Annotated in this window: 18 protein-coding genes; 8 read left to right on the top strand and 10 right to left on the bottom strand. The window is 63.6% G+C overall.

Annotated features, from left to right (window positions below; genetic code table 11):
* Positions 1 to 185: 185 nt before the first annotated feature.
* Positions 186 to 1316, bottom strand: coding sequence for an NDMA-dependent alcohol dehydrogenase (locus LKE06_RS28815; protein ID WP_228002479.1), 1131 nt, complete (start codon positions 1314 to 1316; stop codon positions 186 to 188).
* 164 nt (positions 1317 to 1480) lie between these two features.
* Positions 1481 to 2536, bottom strand: a complete 1056-nt coding sequence (locus LKE06_RS28810; RefSeq protein ID WP_228002478.1) for a phosphotransferase family protein — start codon at positions 2534 to 2536, stop codon at positions 1481 to 1483.
* A 91-nt stretch (positions 2537 to 2627) separates the two neighbouring features.
* On the opposite strand from LKE06_RS28810, the gene pabB reads away from it, so the two are divergent.
* A complete protein-coding gene (pabB, locus tag LKE06_RS28805) occupies positions 2628 to 4823 on the top strand; it encodes an aminodeoxychorismate synthase component I (RefSeq protein ID WP_228002477.1) in 2196 nt (731 codons plus the stop codon).
* 124 nt (positions 4824 to 4947) lie between these two features.
* Here pabB and LKE06_RS28800 read toward each other — a convergent pair whose 3' ends face one another.
* Complete coding sequence (locus tag LKE06_RS28800) at positions 4948 to 5439, bottom strand: hypothetical protein (protein WP_228002476.1); 492 nt, start codon at positions 5437 to 5439, stop codon at positions 4948 to 4950.
* A 233-nt stretch (positions 5440 to 5672) separates the two neighbouring features.
* Here LKE06_RS28800 and LKE06_RS28795 point away from each other — a divergent pair, with 233 nt between their 5' ends.
* A complete protein-coding gene (locus LKE06_RS28795) occupies positions 5673 to 7646 on the top strand; it encodes a TerD family protein (protein ID WP_228002475.1) in 1974 nt (657 codons plus the stop codon).
* A 7-nt stretch (positions 7647 to 7653) separates the two neighbouring features.
* Here LKE06_RS28795 and LKE06_RS28790 read toward each other — a convergent pair whose 3' ends face one another.
* Complete coding sequence (locus LKE06_RS28790) at positions 7654 to 8373, bottom strand: TetR/AcrR family transcriptional regulator (RefSeq protein ID WP_228002474.1); 720 nt, start codon at positions 8371 to 8373, stop codon at positions 7654 to 7656.
* A gap of 8 nt (positions 8374 to 8381) precedes the next feature.
* A complete protein-coding gene (locus LKE06_RS28785; RefSeq protein WP_228002473.1) occupies positions 8382 to 9611 on the bottom strand; it encodes a cytochrome P450 in 1230 nt (409 codons plus the stop codon).
* 222 nt (positions 9612 to 9833) lie between these two features.
* Here LKE06_RS28785 and LKE06_RS28780 point away from each other — a divergent pair, with 222 nt between their 5' ends.
* Positions 9834 to 10082, top strand: coding sequence for a globin domain-containing protein (locus tag LKE06_RS28780; RefSeq protein ID WP_228002472.1), 249 nt, complete (start codon positions 9834 to 9836; stop codon positions 10080 to 10082).
* A 117-nt stretch (positions 10083 to 10199) separates the two neighbouring features.
* Positions 10200 to 10478: a hypothetical protein gene (locus LKE06_RS28775; protein ID WP_228002606.1), complete on the top strand. Its 279-nt coding sequence runs from the start codon at positions 10200 to 10202 to the stop codon at positions 10476 to 10478.
* A gap of 290 nt (positions 10479 to 10768) precedes the next feature.
* Here LKE06_RS28775 and LKE06_RS28770 read toward each other — a convergent pair whose 3' ends face one another.
* From LKE06_RS28770 to LKE06_RS28760, 3 genes are all read right to left on the bottom strand, one after another.
* On the bottom strand, positions 10769 to 11995 hold the full coding sequence (locus LKE06_RS28770) for a cytochrome P450 family protein (protein WP_228002471.1): 1227 nt from the start codon (positions 11993 to 11995) through the stop codon (positions 10769 to 10771).
* Positions 11996 to 12005: 10 nt separating this feature from the next.
* Positions 12006 to 13274 (bottom strand): cytochrome P450 family protein, encoded by a 1269-nt coding sequence (locus LKE06_RS28765; RefSeq protein WP_228002470.1) that lies wholly within the window; start codon positions 13272 to 13274, stop codon positions 12006 to 12008.
* 378 nt (positions 13275 to 13652) lie between these two features.
* Positions 13653 to 14012 carry an Rv2640c family ArsR-like transcriptional regulator gene (locus LKE06_RS28760; protein WP_228002469.1) on the bottom strand — a complete coding sequence of 120 codons (360 nt, stop codon included), beginning with the start codon at positions 14010 to 14012 and terminating at the stop codon, positions 13653 to 13655.
* A gap of 97 nt (positions 14013 to 14109) precedes the next feature.
* Here LKE06_RS28760 and LKE06_RS28755 point away from each other — a divergent pair, with 97 nt between their 5' ends.
* Positions 14110 to 14637 (top strand): ArsI/CadI family heavy metal resistance metalloenzyme, encoded by a 528-nt coding sequence (locus LKE06_RS28755; RefSeq protein WP_228002468.1) that lies wholly within the window; start codon positions 14110 to 14112, stop codon positions 14635 to 14637.
* A 766-nt stretch (positions 14638 to 15403) separates the two neighbouring features.
* Positions 15404 to 16093 carry a DUF899 domain-containing protein gene (locus LKE06_RS28750; RefSeq protein ID WP_228002467.1) on the top strand — a complete coding sequence of 230 codons (690 nt, stop codon included), beginning with the start codon at positions 15404 to 15406 and terminating at the stop codon, positions 16091 to 16093.
* 297 nt (positions 16094 to 16390) lie between these two features.
* Here LKE06_RS28750 and LKE06_RS28745 read toward each other — a convergent pair whose 3' ends face one another.
* On the bottom strand, positions 16391 to 16735 hold the full coding sequence (locus tag LKE06_RS28745; protein ID WP_228002466.1) for a hypothetical protein: 345 nt from the start codon (positions 16733 to 16735) through the stop codon (positions 16391 to 16393).
* Between the two features lie 548 nt (positions 16736 to 17283).
* Complete coding sequence (locus LKE06_RS28740) at positions 17284 to 17484, bottom strand: hypothetical protein (RefSeq protein ID WP_228002465.1); 201 nt, start codon at positions 17482 to 17484, stop codon at positions 17284 to 17286.
* Between the two features lie 624 nt (positions 17485 to 18108).
* Between LKE06_RS28740 and LKE06_RS28735 the strand changes: the two genes are divergently transcribed.
* Positions 18109 to 18657 (top strand): hypothetical protein, encoded by a 549-nt coding sequence (locus tag LKE06_RS28735; protein WP_228002464.1) that lies wholly within the window; start codon positions 18109 to 18111, stop codon positions 18655 to 18657.
* 576 nt (positions 18658 to 19233) lie between these two features.
* Entirely contained in the window at positions 19234 to 19731 is a 498-nt protein-coding gene (locus tag LKE06_RS28730; protein WP_228002463.1) for a MarR family winged helix-turn-helix transcriptional regulator, read from the top strand.
* The last annotated feature ends 291 nt before the right edge of the window (positions 19732 to 20022 follow it).

The following is a 20022-nucleotide window of genomic DNA, read 5'->3' as shown; positions in this document are numbered from 1 at the left end:
GAAACCTGCCCGGCCGCCGCGTCAGTCTCTATCCCGTCCCCGACGGCGAGGCCGCGTTCGAGCACGAGATCGAGCCGTACCGAGCGGGTAAAGGAACATTGAAATTCCCGCTCGGCAAGCCGGTCCCGTACGACCTCGTGGCGCGAATCGCCACCATGCTTGCCGAGCGGCCTGCCTGAGCGGCTCTACCAGTCTGCCTCGGTGTACTTGATGATGCCGCGAATGTTCTTGCCGTCCAGCATGTCCTGGTAACCCTGGTTGACTTCCTCCAGGGCGTAGCTGCGGGTCACCATGTCGTCGAGGTTCAGCTGACCCGACTTGTACAACGACAGCAGCTGCGGCGCGTCGTGGCGTGCGTTGCCGCCACCGAAGATGCAGCCCTTCACCGTCTTCTGCAGCATGGACAGCAGGAAGCTGTTCATTTTGACGTCGCCAGCGTCCATCCGGCCCATCGAGGTGACCACCAGGGTGCCCGCCTTGGCGGTGAGGATCAGACCCTCTTCGACGTAGTCGCCGTGCATTTCACCCATGGTCAGGATGACCTTCTGGGCCATGCGCCCCTCGGTGGCCTCCATCAGCGGCATGATCGCAGCGGCCATGCTCTCGTAAGTGTGTGTGGCGCCGAACTTCTGGGCCTGCTCCCGCTTCCACGGGTTCGGGTCGATCGCGACGACCTTGGACGCACCCGACAGCACCGCGCCCTGCAGCGCGCTCATACCTACGCCGCCGATGCCCGCGATTACCACGGTCTCGCCCGGCTTGACCTCGGCGACGTGGGTCGACGAGCCGAATCCGGTGGGGACACCGCACCCGACCAGGCAGGCGACCTCGAACGGAATACTCGGGTCGATCTTCACGACCGAGGTGTGGTGCACCGTCATATACGGCGCGAAGGTGCCGAGCAGGCACATCGGGATGACGTTCTCACCGCGCGCCTGGATGCGGTAGGTGCCATCGCTGATCGCCTGACCCAACAGCAGTCCGGCACCGAGATCGCACAGCGCCATATTGCCGTTCACACACGCCGGACAGCGACCGCAGGCAGGGATGAACGACAGGATGACGTGGTCGCCGACCTCGAGGTCTGCGGGGCAGTTCGGGCCGAGCTTGGTGATCACACCCGCACCCTCGTGGCCACCCATCACGGGATAGCTGGGCATCGGGGTCGCGCCGGTCACGATGTGATGGTCCGAGTGGCACATTCCGGCGGTTTCCATCCGGATCTGCACTTCACCGGCGACCGGGTCACCGACCTCGATTTCCTCGACGGACCACGGCTGGTCGATCCCCCACAGGATCGCGCCTTTCGTCTTCATTCGTGTCGACCTCTCGCATGCACGGGCTTCTATGTGACTGCACCCACCCTACGAGAAAACTGGAACGCGTTCTAGTCCAGGGTCGAAAATTCGTCGGTAAGGATTGACGGCACTCGCGAACGAGTTCCAGTTTCACCCGCGTCGGCGGCGTCGCGGACACGCCCCTACTCCATCAGGCGATGCGCCTTCTCGAACAGTTCGAGGGTTATGGCGTGCAGGAAGTCACCGACCTGCTTGGGCGCCTTGCCCGCGAACGCACGAGCATGGGTGCCTTCGAGCACGATGCCGAGCTTGAAGCAGGCCAATACCGTGTACCAGGGCACGACGCTGAGATCGCGATCCGAGAATCGGCCGTAATGCGCGACCATCTCCTCCGGCGTAGGCAGGCCACCGACCGCGCCGAGCTTGCCGACCAGCGCGGCTCCGGTGGTACCGGGCTCCGGGCGGGTGGCGATCTGCCAGCCGAGATCGAGCAGCGGGTCACCGATGGTGGACATCTCCCAGTCCACCATCGCCGCGACCTCGGGCCCGTCGTAGGAGAACATCATGTTCGCCAGGTGACAGTCGCCGTGCAGGATGCCCGGGGCCCACTGCGCGGGACGGTTGCGGTCGAGCCACTCCCCAACCTGCTCGACGCCAGGGATCTGCGGGCCCGAGTAGCCATCGTTGGCCGAATAGGATTCGAGCTCAGCTAGCCACCGCGGTACCTGACGCTCCAGGAAACCCTCGGGTTTGCCGTAATCGGCGAGACCGAGGTCCCGATAGTCGAGCGCGCCGAGCCGGGCGATGGCCTCCACCGCGGACAGCCCCATCTGTCGCCTGATCTCCGGATCGCCCGCGTGTAGTTCCGGCAGTTCGTTCTGCGGGTTGAACCCGGCGATGGGCTCCATCAGATAGAAGACGGCGCCGAGCACGGTTTCGTCCGGGCAGGCCGCGATCACCCGAGGCGCGCGCACGCCGGCGCCGTCGAGCGCGCCGAGCAGTCGCGCCTCACGCCTGATGACGTCATTGCTCTTGGCTCGCAGGTGCTTCGGGCCGCGCCGCAGCACGTAATCCCGCCCGCCCCGAGTGAAACGCAACATGATGTTCTGCGTGCCGCCGCCGAGCGCGGCCACCCCTTCGAATTCACCACCGGGAAGCCCCTGGTCTTCCATCCATTTTCCGACCACGGTGAAGTCGGCAACATCACGATCCACTGCGAGCGGCTGCGTAACAGACATGCACTGAATTGTGCCTCAATCGGCCCCAAACAACTGAAGGCAGCCGACAACAGTTTGACCATTTCGGGCTGAGCGTAGGGTTTCAGGCACCATGCACACGCTGTTGATCGACAATTACGACTCGTTCACTTACAACCTGTATCAGCTGATCAGCAAGGTGAACGGCGTCGAGCCGACGGTGGTGCGCAACGACGAGGCCGACGCTTTGGCGGAACTGGATTTCGGCCGCTTCGACAACATAGTCATCTCCCCCGGCCCCGGTCGCCCCGACGTCGCTCGCGATATCGGTATTTCGGCGGCGGTGATCGATACGACCGAACTCCCGCTGCTCGGGGTTTGCCTGGGCCATCAGGGCATCGTTGTCGCGGCGGGTGGTGTGGTCGCCGAGGCACCCACGGCCAGACACGGATACCTCGACCAGGTCGAGCACGACGGAAGCGACCTGTTCGCCGAACTTCCCGACGGATTCACCGCCGTGCGCTATCACTCACTGTGCGCACAGCGCCCACTGCCCGACAGCCTGGATATCACGGCGATCTCCGGTGACGGGGTGATCATGGGGGTACGCCATCGCAGCCGGCCGCAATGGGGTGTGCAGTTCCATCCGGAATCGATCGCAAGTGAGCACGGCGCGGCACTGCTGCGCAACTTCGCGAAGCTCACCGCCGCCCAGCCCGCTCGCCGGCACGTCCACCGCACTGCGACCAGCGCCGCGACCCGATCGGCGACCATCGGGCAGTCCGGAGCCATTACCCGGACCCGCGAGCAATCCGCTTCGGACACCGAGGAATTCGTTCGCACGGCCGAGGGCTTCGCGCCCACGATCGGCGACCCCACGGTTCGAAAAGGATTCGGGGAGACCTCCCCCGGCCCGCGGATCCAGCACAGCGTGATCGAGCGCGCCATCGATACCGAGGCCGCGTTCGTCCAGCTTTACGCCAACTCCCCCACCGCGTTCTGGCTCGACAGCGAACACGTCGAACCCGGCCTTGACCGCTTCTCCTTCCTCGGCGACGCGGGTGGGCCGCTGGCGGAGGTGGTTCGCTATCGGGTCGGCGAGGGCGCGGTAACGGTCGAATCCTCCGATGGCAATCGACGCATGGTTCCCGGCACGATCCTGGACTATCTGACCACCGAGTTGCGCGGGCGATATGTCGAACTTCCCGATTTGCCTTTCGATTTCGCCGGTGGCTATGTCGGCTACCTCGGCTACGAGGTGAAAGCCGATTGCGGCGCCGCGGCCGCGCATCAGGCCTCGACACCCGACGCGCAGTGGATCTTCGCCGACCGGATCGTCGTGGTGGATCACGTGGGTGGGCGCACGTATCTGCTCGCGCTCACCGATTCCACTCCGGAGGCCATGCGCGCGGGCGCGGACTGGTCTCGCGATACCCGCGAAATTCTGGAATCCCTGCCCACCTGGGCGAATCCGCCGACGCTGGAAGTATCGACCGATCTCGATGCCGTCGCACCGCTGTTCACCAGGGGACGCGACCGCTACCTCTCCGATATCGCCGTCTGCCAGGAGCGGCTGCACTCAGGCGAGTCCTATGAAATCTGCATTACCGACAGCGCGTGCTTCCCCGCCGCGGAGTCCGACGGCCTCGACTTCTATCGGCGCCTGCGCCGCTGCAATCCCGCGCCCTACGCCGCGTACCTGCGTTTCGACGACCTCGAGATCGCCTGCTCCTCACCGGAACGCTTCCTCAAGGTCGATCGGGCCCGCACCGTGGAGAGCAAGCCGATCAAGGGCACCGCGCCGCGTGGCGCCACCCCTGCGTCCGACGAGCGGCTGCGGCGCGATCTGGCCGATAGCCCGAAGACCAGGGCCGAGAATCTGATGATCGTCGACCTGTTGCGCAATGACCTCGGCCGGGTATGCCAGATCGGCAGCGTGCATGTCCCGAAACTGATGGCCACCGAGACGTATTCGACCATGCACCAGCTGGTTTCGACTGTTCGCGGCACGCTGCGGGCGAACGTCGACGCCATCGACTGCCTGCGCGCCTGCTTCCCCGGCGGCTCCATGACCGGCGCGCCCAAGTTGCGCACTATGGAAATCATCGACGAACTGGAAACCGAAGCACGCGGCGTCTATTCGGGCACCATCGGCTTTCTCGGGCTGGCGGGCACCGCGGACCTCAACATCGTCATCCGCACCGCCGTCCGCCACAACGGTGGGTGGCGCATCGGCGCGGGCGGGGCCATAGTGCTCGACTCCGACCCCGAGGACGAGTACCGCGAGACCGTCCTCAAGGGCGCCGCCACCTATCGAGCGACCCGGTAGCTCGACTCCGCGAGGACCAGGCTATTCAGGTGACCACCGGACGGTCGCGAAACCTCTTCCGTCTCGGCAGATCCGGCGCGCCAGCCCCGACGTGCGTTCGACGACCCGAGAAACGGATGGCCCGCTACTTCCGTCGGCCGCGAGTGCGCGGCGGTTCCGGCTCGGCGGGCGGCTCGGTTGCTCGGCCCGCGAACCGGCCCAGCATAGCGGCGCCCGGCAACTTCGACAGCGCCCCGAACAGGTCTTCACCCAATCCGACCATCGCCTCCAATCGCGGCAGCAGACTGTCGTAGGCGGCGAAGGCCGGGTCGGCCAGTGCGAGGGTGCGGTCGAGTCGGTCGATGGTGGAGTTGAGCCGGTCGATGGCCTTGGACAGGTTCTCGACCAGATCGGGCAGCTGGGCGGCCAGTTGGGCCGACGCCGGTGGCAGGCGCACCGCAACGTCGAATGCCTGGCCCGCGGTCAACTGCGCGGCGTCCAGCGCCTGTCCGGCCGCCGATTGCGCGGCGGCGGCCGCGGCCTGGGCGGCCGACAAGATATCGGCGGGGCTCGGCACGCGCGAACTCAGCGTCTTCGCGGTCGGCGGTTTCCGGCGCGGACCCTGCGGGGTGCTCATATCACCACTGTGCCGCACCGGACAGCCGAATGTGAGCAGTATTCGTACCAATCGGTTTGTGTCGGGCCTGCCCTTGGTGCCCGTTGTCGGACCGGGTCCCGTCCCCGAGCCACGGATGCTGGAGCGATGCCGCGCGGCGGCTTGCTATCGGTGTCGCGGGCACCGATAGCTCGCCCATCGATCGGGCCCGGCCGATTCGGCGTGTCGGACCCGCGTGGCATAGTTCGAGCACGATGAAACTCAGCAAAGGCGCCAATGCACCAGTACCGACATCCCTTCTTGCCGTGGTCATTTCATGGCAGTCGGAACATGTCGTGGACGGGCACGCGTTGTTGCTGAACGACCTCGGCGCGGTACGGACCGATCGTGATCTCGTGTTCTTCAACGCCCCCCGGCACGTTTCGCAGGCGGTGACGCTCGATCAGGAGCCCGCGCCAGGCACGGCCCGGCTCAGTGTGTCGCTGCCGCGCACCGAAACCGATGTGCAGCGGATCGTCATCGCGGGCTCTATCGACGACGCGACATTGCGCGAGGTAACCGGTTTGACGCTTACCGTCGAGGCCGCGAACGGCACGGTGGCACAGTTCGAGATCGATGACACGGACTCGGTGGCCGCGATGATGTTCGGCGAGTTCTACCGCAGGAACGGTCAATGGCGGTTCCGTGCCATCGGGCAGGGCTGGGCGAGTGGATTGGCCGGGCTGGTCACCGAGTTCGGCGTCAATGTGGAAGACCCGGCGCAGCGGACCGCCGCCCGCCCGCTCGGCTCCCGCTCCACCAACCCGTTCGGGTGGACCCATCCGCCAGCACGTTCCACGGTCTCCTCGGGCAGAAACCATTCGGCGACAACGGTTTCCCGGTCCATGGACGCGTTCGACGAGACGCACCCGGCGGAGCCCACCTACCCACTCGACGAACCCAGGCCACCCGCGCCTCCGGCCGACTCGTTCGATGAGCCCCGGCCACCGGCACACGTCGGCCAGTCGGCCGGATCATTCGATCTGCGACGATCTGACGCGGCGCGGGAGTCCGAGGCAGCCGGCCGGCACGAGGCGTCGAATACATCCCGCCCAACTGCGCGGTCGGCCATGCCGGTTGATCTCGAGCGCCGTCGTCACACCGTCGAGCATGCGCCACCGCCACCGAATCCCGAACGCGCCGACTGGCATTCGGACCCGAATGACTCATCGAAGTGGCGTTGGTGGGATGGCGGCGAATGGACCGGTGCGACTCGCCCGCAGCGGCAGCCCGGCCCACGGGACTGCACTCGGTGCGCTAATCCGCGACGGCGCAAGATGTTCGGAGGTCTCGCGCCGTGTCGGGTCTGCGAGATCGAAATCGAGGAGTTCCTGACCCATTGGCACACGCAGGCGTGGCGGGTCCTGACGATGTCCGGGCCGCGCGGCGAGGACTGGGCCGCGCTATGGGCGTCATTGCGGTACCAGCGCATCGAGGCGGGCGCGGGCCGGGAGGCACTGCGCGAGGACGCGCTCAGCTATGTGGAACGATTGGTAACCTTCGCCTTCGCGGACGGTGAGGTGGAGCTCGCCGAATTCGAGGCGTTCGAGTACGCCATTGCCGAGTTGGCCTTGAGCGGGCCACTGATCGAGGACCTGCGCAGGCGAATGCATCGTGGCCGGACGCTGTCGGCGCTACGTGCGGGCGAGTTGCCGATGGTTCGTACGCCAGGGTTGCATTTGGATCCTGAGGAGAAGGTGCACGTGGATCTGCCGGCGATCCATGTCCGCAACTTGGCAAGGGGACCGAAGCTCACCGAGGGCAGGCTGATCGCCAGCAATAAGAAGCTCCGCTTCGTCGGCGCCGACACCGGCATCGAATTGCCGTGGTCGCGAGTCGTTTCCGTGCATCGTGAACAGAACACCGTGGTGCTCGCCGCGACCTCCGCCCGAGGTGGCGCCATCTTCGAGGTGAGCGACCCCGACTACGTCGCCGCCGCGTTGGAAGGTGCGCTGCGAGTGGCCAAACGACTGATCCTCACACCCGGCCAGCGCGATACTCGCAGCATCCCGCAAGAGGTCAAGGCCGAGGTGTGGCAGCGCGACGGCGGCAAGTGCGTCGAATGCGGTGATGGCCACTACCTAGAGTTCGACCACATCATCCCGCTCAGTCGCGGCGGTGCGACCAGCGCGACGAACCTCCAAATCCTTTGCCGCGCTTGCAATCGCGCAAAGGGCGCGCGGATATGATCTGCCGTCAGTCTGTGATCATTCCCGCGGTACGGCCGAGTTCGGCCAGCATGGTGTCGAACAGGATCTCCGGATTCGATAGCGGTATCGGATAGTTGCCGAACACCTCGAGCGTCACATGCCCGTAGAGCCGGGCCCAGATCTGGATCATCAGATAGGTGACACCGAGATCGAGTTTTTCGACGGGGAACTTCTGTCCGGCCTCCGAAAGTGCTGCCAGCAGCTCGGTTTGGAACAGCACGAGGTCTTCGCGCAGTTCCGCGGGAATGACGTCGGTCGGCGGTGTCACGATGTCATAGGCGACCAGCAGTCGCCCGGCCGCAGCGAGGAAGATTCGCCCGAACGGTTCGTCGAAGCGGCTCATCATGCCCGCTCGACCCGGACCGGGTGAGGCGAACACCAGGGTGAACTCCCTGGTGTGCGCCAGCGCCCAGCGCCGAAAACCCTTGCAAATCGCGAAGAACTGGACCGCGCCGTCGTCGGGCAAGGTAGCGATCTCAGCGGAGAGCTCGGCCGCGAGATCCGCGCAGAATTCCAGGCGCAGGGTCTCGAACAGATCGTCCAGCGATCCGTAGTGCCGGTACAGCGCGGGTGCGGTGACTCCGAGCTCCCGCGCGATCGCCCGCAAGGTCACCGCGTCCGGTCCCTGTTCGGCCAGCAGCGCACGCGCCACCCGCCGGATGTTGACGTCGGTGACCACCGGTGCGCGCCCGCGCGGTTTGCTCATACGGAGATTCAAGCGTATTCGACCTCCCAGCGCTTGATGCCGTTGAGCCAGCCCGAGCGCAGCCGCACCGGATCGGAGACCTGACGAAGGTTCGGCATCACATCCGCGATGGCGTTGAACATCAGGTCGATCTGAAGCCGGGCCAGGTTGGCGCCGACACAGTAATGGGTGCCCGTGCCACCGAAGCCGACATGCGGATTGGGATTGCGCAGCACGTCGAAGGTGAACGGATTCTCGAACGCGTCCTCATCGAAATTGGCTGAGCTGTAGAACATTCCGACCCGCTGGCCCTTCTTGATCAGCTGACCGCCGAGCTCGAAATCCTGGGTCGCGGTGCGCTGGAAGGCGGTGACCGGGGTCGCCCAGCGGACGATCTCATCGGGCGCGGTGCGCGGGCGCTGCTGTTTATAGATCTCCCACTGGTCGGGGTTGTCGACGAATGCCTTCATACCGTGGGTGATCGAATTGCGGGTGGTTTCGTTGCCCGCCACCGACAGCAGGATCACGAAGAACGCGAACTCGTCCGACGCCAGGTGCTCGCCGTCGATATCAGCGTTGACCAACTGGGTGACGATGTCCTCGGCCGGGCATTTGCGCCGTTCTTCGGCCATGTTCCAGGCGTACCCCATGACCTCGGCGGTGGCGGCGTGGTGGTCGCCGTCGAATTCCGGGTCGTCGTAGGAGATCATCTGGTTGGACCAGTCGAAGATCTTCTTGCGGTCTTCCTGCGGAATGCCGATCAGTTCGGCGATCGCCTGCAACGGCAACTCGCAGGCGACCTGCTCGACGAAGTCGCCGGAGCCGGCCTTCTTGGCCTCGTGCACGATCTTGGCGGCCCGCTCGGTGAGCGCGGCACGCAGGCTCTCCACCGCACGCGGGGTGAAGCCCTTGGAGATGATGCGACGGGTTTTGGTGTGCTTGGGCGCATCCAAGTTGAGCATCAACATGTTGCCGAGCATGTCGATCTGCTCGCGGGTGGTCTCTTCGTTGAATCGGATGATGGCGGTGTTCTCCTGCGAGGAGAACACGTCCGATCGCTTCGAGATCTCTTTGATGTGCTCGAGTTTGGAAACGACCCAGTAGCCGCCGTCGTCGAAGCCGCTGGCCCGGTCGGGCTGGGCGCACCACCATACCGGCGCGGTGCTGCGCAGCTCGGCGAATTCTTGGATGGGTAGGCGGTCGGCGAGCAGGTCGGGGTCGGTGAAGTCGAATCCTGCGGGGATCGAGGGGCTGGTCACGGCTATCTCCTCCGGTCTGGGCTGCAGACCTCACAAACGTTGTGCGCAACATGTTCCACCTGAGATGTAATCACAGGACACCCCTTTATGAACAGTGTTTAGTAAAACCCGTTTACTTTTCTTTGCCGACTCACAGAAACCGGCGAAACGGTGGACGTCACCCTTGCGCGGGGCTGCAATAGGGGCGGCAGGTTCGCTCGACTCCCCATCCGGACGCCAACCATGACCAGTCTGTACGAGCACGCCGGCGGTGACGACGCACTGCACCGCGTCGAGGCGGCGTTCTACGACAAGGTTCTCGCCGACCCGATCCTGCGGGCACAGTTCACCGAACGGCACCCGGACCACGTCGACCGCCTCACCTGGTTCACCGCCGAATCCTTCGGCGGCCCAGACCGAAAAGGGTGGGTCCCCGATCGGGCGTCGGCAGCGCGACGGCATGCGCACAACTCGACAATTCTTCGGGCATAGACGAATTCGCACCGGATGCCGCGCCACACCCTCATCGACTCCCCCACGATTACAGAACCGGATACCATCCGTGTGAGCGAATTCCTTCCGTCCCATATCCAGAATGAGCAGCACACGATGATCCTGGCCGCCGTTTACGACACCTGGGCGCAGATCGACAACCCGACCCCAGAAGCACCGCCGGTGTCCGACAAAATCCTGCAACTGGTTCGCTACCTGACCTGGTTCGTACTCCTCGCCGGGGTCTGCGCCATCATCTACGCGGGCGGGCGCTTCGCCTGGGAGAAGTGGTCCGGCGGCAGCCTCGAATCACCGAAGATGGTGGCCGGAGCCATGATCGGCGGTGTGGTCGCCACCAGCGCGGGCACCATCATGAACGCGGTCATCGGCACCTGAGTTCACCCGGCCACCCGCGTCGAGGCAGCACAGGATGCCCGCGGCTCGCGCCGCGGATCCAATCCTGGAATTCACCGAGCAGACGCGTGCACCGCTGTGCGCCCTTCAGTCTTTACGAATACACCTGCTCGACAACCCATTTCGTGGTGTCGGGGACAGACCGCAGGTGGAGTGATCGACGGCGGGGTTTGCCGGGAACAGGTCTTCGTAGCAGACGTTGGTGACGCCGTGAAACCCGCCCGGTCGCAGCCGCGTGCCTCCGGCGTCAGCAGCAATGGCGCGCCGATCTACTACACCGGGTCCAGATACACCGGAAGGCGGCGGTGTCCATTCGAGACGAAGCTACCCATCGGATCCAGCTCCGCCGGGTCCACGGCCAAACGCATATTCGGGAAGCGCTCGAAGATGGCCGGCAGGGCAATTGCCGCTTCGAGCCGGGCCAGCGGCGCGCCGAGGCAATGATGGGCGCCGTGCCCGAACGCGACGTGGTCCTTGTTCTGGCGTCGCACGTCGAACTCATCTGTCGTTGCGCCGTGCACCTTCGGGTCACGGCTGGCGGCGGCGTAAGACGCCAGGATCGCCTCGCCCTTGGGAATTCGGATGCCGTCGACATCGATGTCTTCGACGGCGTAGCGCAGCGGCAGATGCGCGACCGGCGCCTCGTAGCGCAACGTCTCCTCCACCACATCCGACCAGGGAATCCGCCCCTCGACCACATCCGCGCGCTGCTGCGGGTGGGTCAACAGAGCGAAGATCGCCTGGTCGAGCAGGTTGACCGTGGTCTCATGGCCGGCGTTGATGACCAGCATCAAAGTGTCGACGAGTTCCTTCTCGGCCAGCCGCGAGCCGTCGTCCTCATCGCGGGTGGCGATCAAGACGCTGGTCACGTCATCGCCGGGGGTCTCGCGCCGGTAGGCGACGAGTTCGCTGACGAGCCTGTACATCCCGATGTAGTTGGCCTGCGCTTCCTCTGGGCCGAACGAGGTGTCGAAGAAACCGTCGACGTATTTGCGCAATCCCGCACCCATGTACTCGGGCACGCCCATCATCTCGGTGATGACCTGGATCGGAACCGGGTACGCGTAATGCTCACGCAGGTCAGCTGTTTCGCCGCGCGGGGTGGCCGCGAGCGCGCCGAGCAGATCCTCGGTGATCGCTTCGATGCGCGGGCGCAACGCCATGCTGCGACGATGCGTGAACGCGGGCGAAACCAGCTTCCGAAGGCGGCGATGGTCCGCACCGTAGGCGGTGAACATATTGTCCGCGGCCACCCACGGATGCAATGGCCACACCTCGGTGATCTCACCATTCATGAACGCCGCCCAATGCTGGCGCGGATCCTTCGACACCCGGGGATCCGCCAGCAGGCTCCTGAGCACGGCGGCATCGGTCACCGACCACGCGGGTACCCCGCCGGGCAGTTCCACCCGCGCGACCGGCCCATGCGCACGGATCCGGGCGTTCTCGCCTTGAATATCGGCTCCGGTCAGGTCGAGAACAATCGGTTCATGCTCCATCGGACGCTCCTTACATTATGTTCAGCGGAGGGGACTTCGGGAAAGCCACCGGCAGTGCGGCCATGGCACGGTGGAAAGGACCCGGCCGCCAGACCAATTTGTCGACGGGCACCGCCAGCTCCATCTCGGGTAGCGCGTCGAGTAGCTGATCGATGGCGTCCTGCACGACCAGATACGCCACCGATTTGGCGGGGCAGGCGTGCGGCCCGGCACCCCAGGCCAGATGCGAGCGATTCCCGATACGGTCGCCACCGCGAATCGCGGGATCGTTGTTGCAGCCGGCGAGACTGATTACCACCGGCTGATGTGCTGGCAACCAACTGTTTTCGATCAGAATCGGCTGGCGCGGGTAGGTGATGGAGAAGTTCGCCATCGGCGGGTCGTTGAACAGCACCTCATCGAGCGCGTCGCGGGTCGATAGGCTGCCGCCGAGGACATCACCGCCGAACCGATTGTCGGTAAGCATCAACAGCAGTGTGTTGACGATCAAGTTCTGCTGCGGCTCGAGACCCGCACCATAGAAACTGATCAGCTGGCAGAGCATCTCGGTGTCATCGAGTTCGGTGTGGTGGTGCGCCATCCGCGAGGTGACGTCGTCGCCCCGCTCCACGCGCCGGAGTGCGACCAGCTCCATCAGCGCCGCGCTCAGCATCTCCATGCCCTTGGCGGCGTCGACGGTATCGAAGAGCATCGCCATCCCGGTCGCGACCCGCTGCCCCAGCTCCGTCGAGCAGCCGACCATCTGGTTGAGGACCTCGAATACGAGCGGCAAGGCGTACTGCGTCACCAGGTCGGCCGAACCAGTCTCGCAGAAGCTGTTGATCAGCGGGATGGCGATCTTCTCGACGGTGGAATGCAGAGCATGCAGATCGATACCGTCGATACTCGCGGTGTACGCCTGCCGATAGCGGGTGTGCACGGTTCCGGCGTTGCGCAGCGCGTTCGGATACCACTCCATCATCGGTTTGACGGCAGCGTCATCGGGAACGGTCGTCTGCCAGGACCTCGGGTCGGCCGGAAAATGCTCCGGGTCGTTGAGGATTCGCAACGCCGTCTTGTATCCGATCACCAGCGTGGCGGGGACACCGGGCGCCAATTCCATCGGCACCAGAGAACCGTATTGACGGCGCATCTCACGGTAGGCGCCATGCGGATCGGCGGCGAACTCCGGAGTGTGCAACAAGACTCGGGGGCCATCGGTATCGATGGGCGATCCATGCTGGACCGGGCAGGTCGTGGCCGCACTGAGCGGGGACACTGGTGACTGTGGCGTGGTCAAAGATGTGACTCCAGACAATGAAACAGGAGGGGGGCCAGGATCACAGCCATCTGCGACAGCGTTTGTTAAGCCTTCCTCGCGACACCGACCATCGTCGACCCCGGCCATGAGGTCCGCGTCGAGGACCGGAACTCCGTTGAGGCACCTGCAAGTTCACCAGAGTCACCTCACAGTCCCCGCAGGACAGGCGATCTCGACGATCAATCACCCATCGAATGGATCAAGCCCAACCGTCGCCCCGAATCCGACGCCCGGCCCACGTTAGCAGGATTGCCGCGAACTCTCCGCCGATATCGCGACAGTTCCCTGCCGCCTAGGCGTTCGCGCGAACTCACAAACACGGTGGGCCGCTGCGTATCACACCAACTCGACCGGCGCTCATGTACAGCAGTTCGGGTCCAACACGATGCACAGCGCGGAGAGGGCGTCGCGGCGGGCGTAGTGGCAGACGCTCATGCCGCGCCGGGTCGATTCGATGAGACCGGCCTTTTTGAGTTGCCCGAGGTGATGGCTGACGGTGGATTCGGCGAGTCCGACTATCCCGGCCAACTCGCCAGTGTTGTGACTGTCGGCCGCCGCACAGAGCAGCAACGACATCAGCTTCACGCGCACCGGGTCGGCGAGGGCCTTGAGTCGCAACGCCACCTCGAGCGCGGCGGCGTCATCGACCGGGGCGGCCGCCACGGGGGCGCAGCAGACCGGGGCGGACATGTCGACCAACGGCAGGCTCTTCGGCATGAAACCATGTTACGCACCCTGTTGACATATGTCGAAAAGGCCGCCAAGCTGAGGCAGTCAATAGTTCGACATATGTCTCACAGGTGGAGGTTCTGTCATGTCTCGCATCCAACTCGCCCTCAATGTCGACGACCTCGACCAGACGATCACCTTCTACTCGAAGCTATTCGGCACCGAACCCGCCAAACGCAAGCCCGGCTACGCGAACTTCGCGATCACCGAGCCACCACTGAAGCTGGTACTGCTGGAGAACCCTGGCCACGGCGGCGATATCAACCATCTCGGCATCGAGGTCGACTCCAGCGACATCGTGCACGCGGAAATCGCACGGCTGTCACAAGCGGGAATGTTCACCCAGGAGGAAATCGCGACGACCTGTTGTTTCGCCACCCAGGACAAGGTCTGGGTCACCGCACCGGATCAGGAGCGCTGGGAGGTCTACACCGTCCTTTCCGATAGCGAAGCCTTTGGTACTCCAACACAATCGGATGCGGCGCAGCCCGGCGGCACCTCGCCGAGCGGACCATGCCGCGCGACCACAGGGGAAGCTGTCGCCGACAGCGCATGCTGCGGCACCGCCGCCAGATCGCAAGCCATCACGTCCGACACCGCATGCTGCGGCTGACAGCCGACCCGACCCCGCGTCCATCTACACCAGCGCCGATGGAAAACTAACCGCTTACCCTGTCGACACATTCGGCGCAATATCTAGCATGTATCCCAACGGCGACTTTGTCGCCCTCGAAAACGCGCGACATCTTTGTCACTTTCGTCTCCTTCGAGAGAATAACATCATTTATAGCAATCGGAAGCGAAGGCTCCCTCGAACTGCTGACGAGCGTAGATAAAGTCGATATCATCACCGAATCTCATCGTTGGCGCACCGAGAAAAGAACAACGCTCGGCGTAGAAATCTCAGACACAGCATTGATCGCCCGCTTCTATCCTGAGACCTACAACAAGAATCTATTGAATTTCCCGCGCAATCATGACCGAGTCACCCGAAACCTGCAAATCCTCGGATATACTCGCGTCGCGACACTGTTGGATATGTCAACCTCGGGCTCCATCCGATTGTGGAGTTCTCGCCGTCCCCACGCTGCACCGGGCCAACGATTTCTGGTCGCCGAGGTGTCACGCGGACACGATCTTGTTCAGCACACTTTTCATGGCCGAGGACTGTACGCTCCGTTCAGCCAATTTGCCCGTCGGCGGAAACAGACCACCTTGGGGAAGGTAATCGGCCAAAATCCGCTGCGTCCCGTCCGGATATCTCAATGCCGTCCTCGACAAGCTCCTGGCCGACCCCATGGAGGCACCGATGAGTTCGGCGACGGAGCACCGTCTATACCTACAAACCCGCAAGCTGTACATACGACAGTGAGGACCCTATGAGCACCAACGCATTGCCGCCCATCGTCGACGCCGACACCTGGCAGCGTCAACTCGAAGCGCTGCGTGTTCGGGAGAAGACCGCGACCCGGGAACTCGATGCGATCGCCGCCCAGCGCCGCCGCCTACCGATGGTCGAGATGCCCGACTACACCCTGGAGGGCGAGGACGGACCGGTCCGGCTGGCAGACCTCTTCGACGGTAAATCACAGCTGATCGTCTACAACCACATGTGGTTTCCGGGCGAGCAGTGGCAGTGCACAGGTTGTACCGGTTTCACCTCGCAGTTCGCCCGGTTGGAGTTTCTGGGCAATCACGACGCCCGGTTCGTCATAGTCACCCAGGGGCCGATCGACGAGGCACTCACCTACAAGCGGCGGGTCGGGAACCGAATGGCCTGGTATTCCACCGCGAACAGTCCATTCGGCACCGACGTCGGCGCACCGCCCGGCGGAGGATTCGCTGTCAACGTATTCCTGCGCGATGGCGACACCGTATATCGCACCTGGCACACCAACGGCCGCGGCACCGAACAGCTCAGTCACACCTTCGCCCTGATCGATCTGCTGCCCTACGGGCGGCAGGAGCAGTGGCAGGACTCGCCCGAGGGTTGGCCGCAGTCGCCCACCTACAGCCGGTGGAGCGACTCAAAAGACATCGCCGTACTCTACGGCGACCCGAATACATGAGCCCCTGATCCGCCGTACCGGGCTCCCACGCTGACAACCCGGCCGCACGGATCAATCCCTCGACACGATGGCCCGGTCCGTGGGGACCGGGCCATCTCAGTGGGCCTAACGCTCCACAACCCGAACCCGCCGACGGTCGAAGCGCCAGCGATTCCGATCAGACGGGTATTCCGGCGGGTGTGAGCGGTCGCGCCAAAGGACACTGGCGCCTGGTCTACCACGCGCTCAGCGGCATTATCGTGCGTTCGTCATGCACGTCGCGGTCATTTTTGGACCGGTTGGCCGCAGTCCGTGATCCTAGGAGACCGCAACCGCGGTGATCCCATGGACGACGCAGGCGAACAAGGGCCCAGCAACCATTACTGCTTCCCGACGCTGAGCGCCGAGCACGGCGTCTCCGGCCTGAGCGACCGCCGCGACGACCAGAACGAGAGTGCTGACGATGCCGTGAGAGAAGAAAGGCACCGAGCCCGCCAAAAGTCCCAACGGCACCGCTCTGGCCGCATACACCCTCGCGTAGAAACGCTCTCCCGCAGTGGGATCCGCTTCGTGACTCATGGCCGACGGACGTAGAGCTGCCACCACGGCGAATCCGATGCCTATCAGAGAGACCACGCCGTTGAGCACGGTCAGAACGATCATCCCGGCGCTCATTCTCCTCCTGAGTGTTGTCGGGTCTCTCCAGACCTACCGTTGCGATCGAATGCCGTCGAGGAACCATGCGGTCGAAGCCATCCGAATCAGGCGGGCATCTCCTGGACGGCATCGACCGCCTATACCACGGTGCATATCGCACAGCTTCGCCGTCTAACCTGGGGGCATCTGCCTGTGATTCGGATCGGTCGATGTCCTGGTCGCTGACAACAATTCTGACCCGAGCCTGCGGTTCTATATCTCTAGGAACAGATTTCACAAGTCCATACAGGAAGGCGTTGATCTCGCGAGTCCAGCCCTGTTCAATCATTGACTCCCTCCTGACATCCACCATTTGACATGTCAGCTGCCTGGTAATTTCGAAATATTCACCCCTTATGAAAACTCAATACCAGAAGGATTTGCGCTCATTTCGGTCTCCATTCATATCATCGCAATCCCTCGAACGCTTCACGACCTTTATCCGGCGTGAAAACCGCACCACCACCACCGCCGTCGCCTTCGATCACAGAGCACCCTTTTCGGGATCCAGTATCCTATTCGGCCATTCGAAATATCAGGCCACTGCCTCCGAGGGTCGGATGCGCCTCGCTGCTGTCATCGTCAATTGACGCGATCATGATCGCCAACCCGGCGATCGTTGCCAGCCCGTCCGTCACGAGTGCCGCTGTGGTGAACGTGATCCAAATCAGTCCAGTGAAGAACGAACCGATCGCTCCAGCCACGACACGGGCCACACGGTGGCCTCCGCCGCGGCGAGATCGCTGGCGGCCAACTCGACCTCGCCCGCGCTGGTTCCTATGAGGGATCCTCATTGGGCGACCGCGGAAGTAGGGGCGGTCGTCGCGGGTTGGTGCGGAAACGGCTGGCTACCGTGGGTACATACCCCGGTCTGAGCGGGGTTTCGACCCACATCGCTCGACAAGGCATACGACGTCGCTCGACTGCGCCGGTGGGTGAGAGAATGCCTCGAACGATAACCGTATGAAAGCTGGCGATCGGCGCAAGTACATATAATCTCAGGTCGAGGGCCATATTCGAGCAATTGCGGGCTTATCCACCCTGTGATGGACCCGCCGATATGCGACATAGATAAGATCGACCCTCGGAAATAATCTTTCCGTAATTAACTATCCAGAGTGAAAAGCTAATAGCGGAAAATGATATCTCCGGCACGTATGCGATATGTCGATTTCAGCCACGGAAAGATGAGAACAGGCTATATTTCAAACACCCCCTGATGCGGTTCGACATCCCGCCGTACCGTTACTCAACATTTCCTGGAGATAACCATGAGATCGACCTCTTCCCTGCTTCGTGCCGGCGTTCTTGTTCCGGCGGCCGTTGCCACCGTCTTTTGTTTGGCTGCACCAGCAAATGCCGCCCCCGTCAGCCTGAACTGGAGCTGCGAGGGCAAGATTTTCGGTGTCGGCCAAACCTCGAGCATGACCACATCGGTCACCGGCACCGCGCCGAGCTCGGCGGCGTCGGGTTCCGCGGTGGCCATCACCCTCACACCGGGTGCCTCGTCGGTTCCCGGTTCGGCTTCCGGCTTCACCGTGAACAACATCAGCAACCTGAAGATGACCTTTCCGACTCCGGCGAATTCGACATTGGTCTCGGCTACCGCCTCCGGGGGTAGCGTGGCCGGCACCGTCGCCACGTCGGGTGGGAATGTCGTTCTGACCGTACCGGGTCCGATCGCCGGCGGCACCAGCTTCACGCCGCCGGCGGTGACCATCAACGTCACCGCCGGCGCCGCCGGAACGCCGATCACCAGCCAGTACGCGGGAACTAGCTACGCTAGTCCCGGTATGACCATGACGACCAACGTCGCCTTGGTCGGCAACGTCGCGACCTCGTGCTATCCGAAACCTTCCCCGACCCTCACCACCACAACTGTCAGCTGAGCCTGCGGACAGGCGCCATGGCGTGATGACCGGTGTCCGCGCCGGCGGCCGGTGGTGAACATGCCTGGACCGGGTTGTGTCAGCAGCCCGGCCCAGGTCTCACCCGAGCCGGACCGGGTGACCGCAGTTCCTGATAGTGGTTGCCCTGCTTCGGGTTTGGTGCAACAGCAGCCGCTTCGACCCAATTTTACGATGCACAGTATCGCATCGGCCGCGGTGTCGTACAGTGCATGTCCGACACCGCTCACGGTCGCTTCGACGACCGGAGCGGTGCCCGCTTTCGTGATGTTCGTCAGCTGCGGTTCGGGCTGCCGGCCAAATCGATTGACAGGAGCCCACATGCCCGCTTCAATCGCCGGGCGGCGATCCCTACCGCACGCAGGCAAAACGGAGGCGCGCACGCGCGATTCCCCGGTTGCCCTCGATCCTCGCTGCGCTACCGCGGCCTGCGGCGTTCGTCGAGTCCACCGAACTCCCTGAATTCCGGACGGAATCGGGCACTCGGCAACCGAGCACGCCCTGATCGGTGACTTCCGCTGAGCGGTTTCATGTTTCAAGTGATCGAGGGGAAAGCTTGTGTGCCCGAGAACAACCGAACCCGCCCGGATCTCGGTCGAGTTCAAAAGGGCCCTGGCGTTCTATCACGGAACCGTCGAGGATCTGATCCGCGAATTGATCAGGGTGCTGGGTGTGAACGAGACCGATCGGCGTGCACTGGAGATCGTCCTGCTCGACGACGAGAAGTCTACGACGCCGGGAATGCTGGCCGAACGGCTCGGCCTCACCTCTGCCGGCGTCACGATCATGCTCAACCGGTTGGAGAAGCAGGGCTACATCGCCCGCTCGCTGCACCCGACCGATCGTCGTCGGGTGATCGTGATGGCCACCGAACTCGCTGCTTATCGCATACAGGAACTCGTCGTACCTATGATCGTCGAGAGCTACAAGATGTTGCTGAGTTGGTACGACTCCGCCGAACTAGAAATAATCGCCGACTTCCTCACCCGCGCGGGCGAACTGCAAAAGATCCACCGGCAACGGCTGCGCGACGTGGACCCCTACTCGAGACCCTGAAAACCACGATCACGAAGCCTTGTACAAGTTGAGGGAAATCTGAGGCGCTTCGAGATTCAGTGCCCAGACTTTGCTGTGGAAGTTTGGGAGTTTGGGTACGCGGTGTCTGCGCACTGCTCTTCTCGGTAAAACCCTGAAGAATAGATGCCCGCTCGAGCTGTTCGGCGATGCGACACCGTACTGCTCGCGTTTCGGTATTCGGCAGAACTGCTGGAATTCGATGTCCGACCCTCGGGCTTTGTTTTCGGGTGGTGAAGGCGGTGTGGTCACCGATTTCACAGGCCGTGCCGT

This window comes from Nocardia australiensis (assembly GCF_020733705.1).
Lineage (GTDB): Bacteria > Actinomycetota > Actinomycetes > Mycobacteriales > Mycobacteriaceae > Nocardia > Nocardia australiensis.
This window is presented reverse-complemented; position numbering and strand designations above follow the sequence as displayed.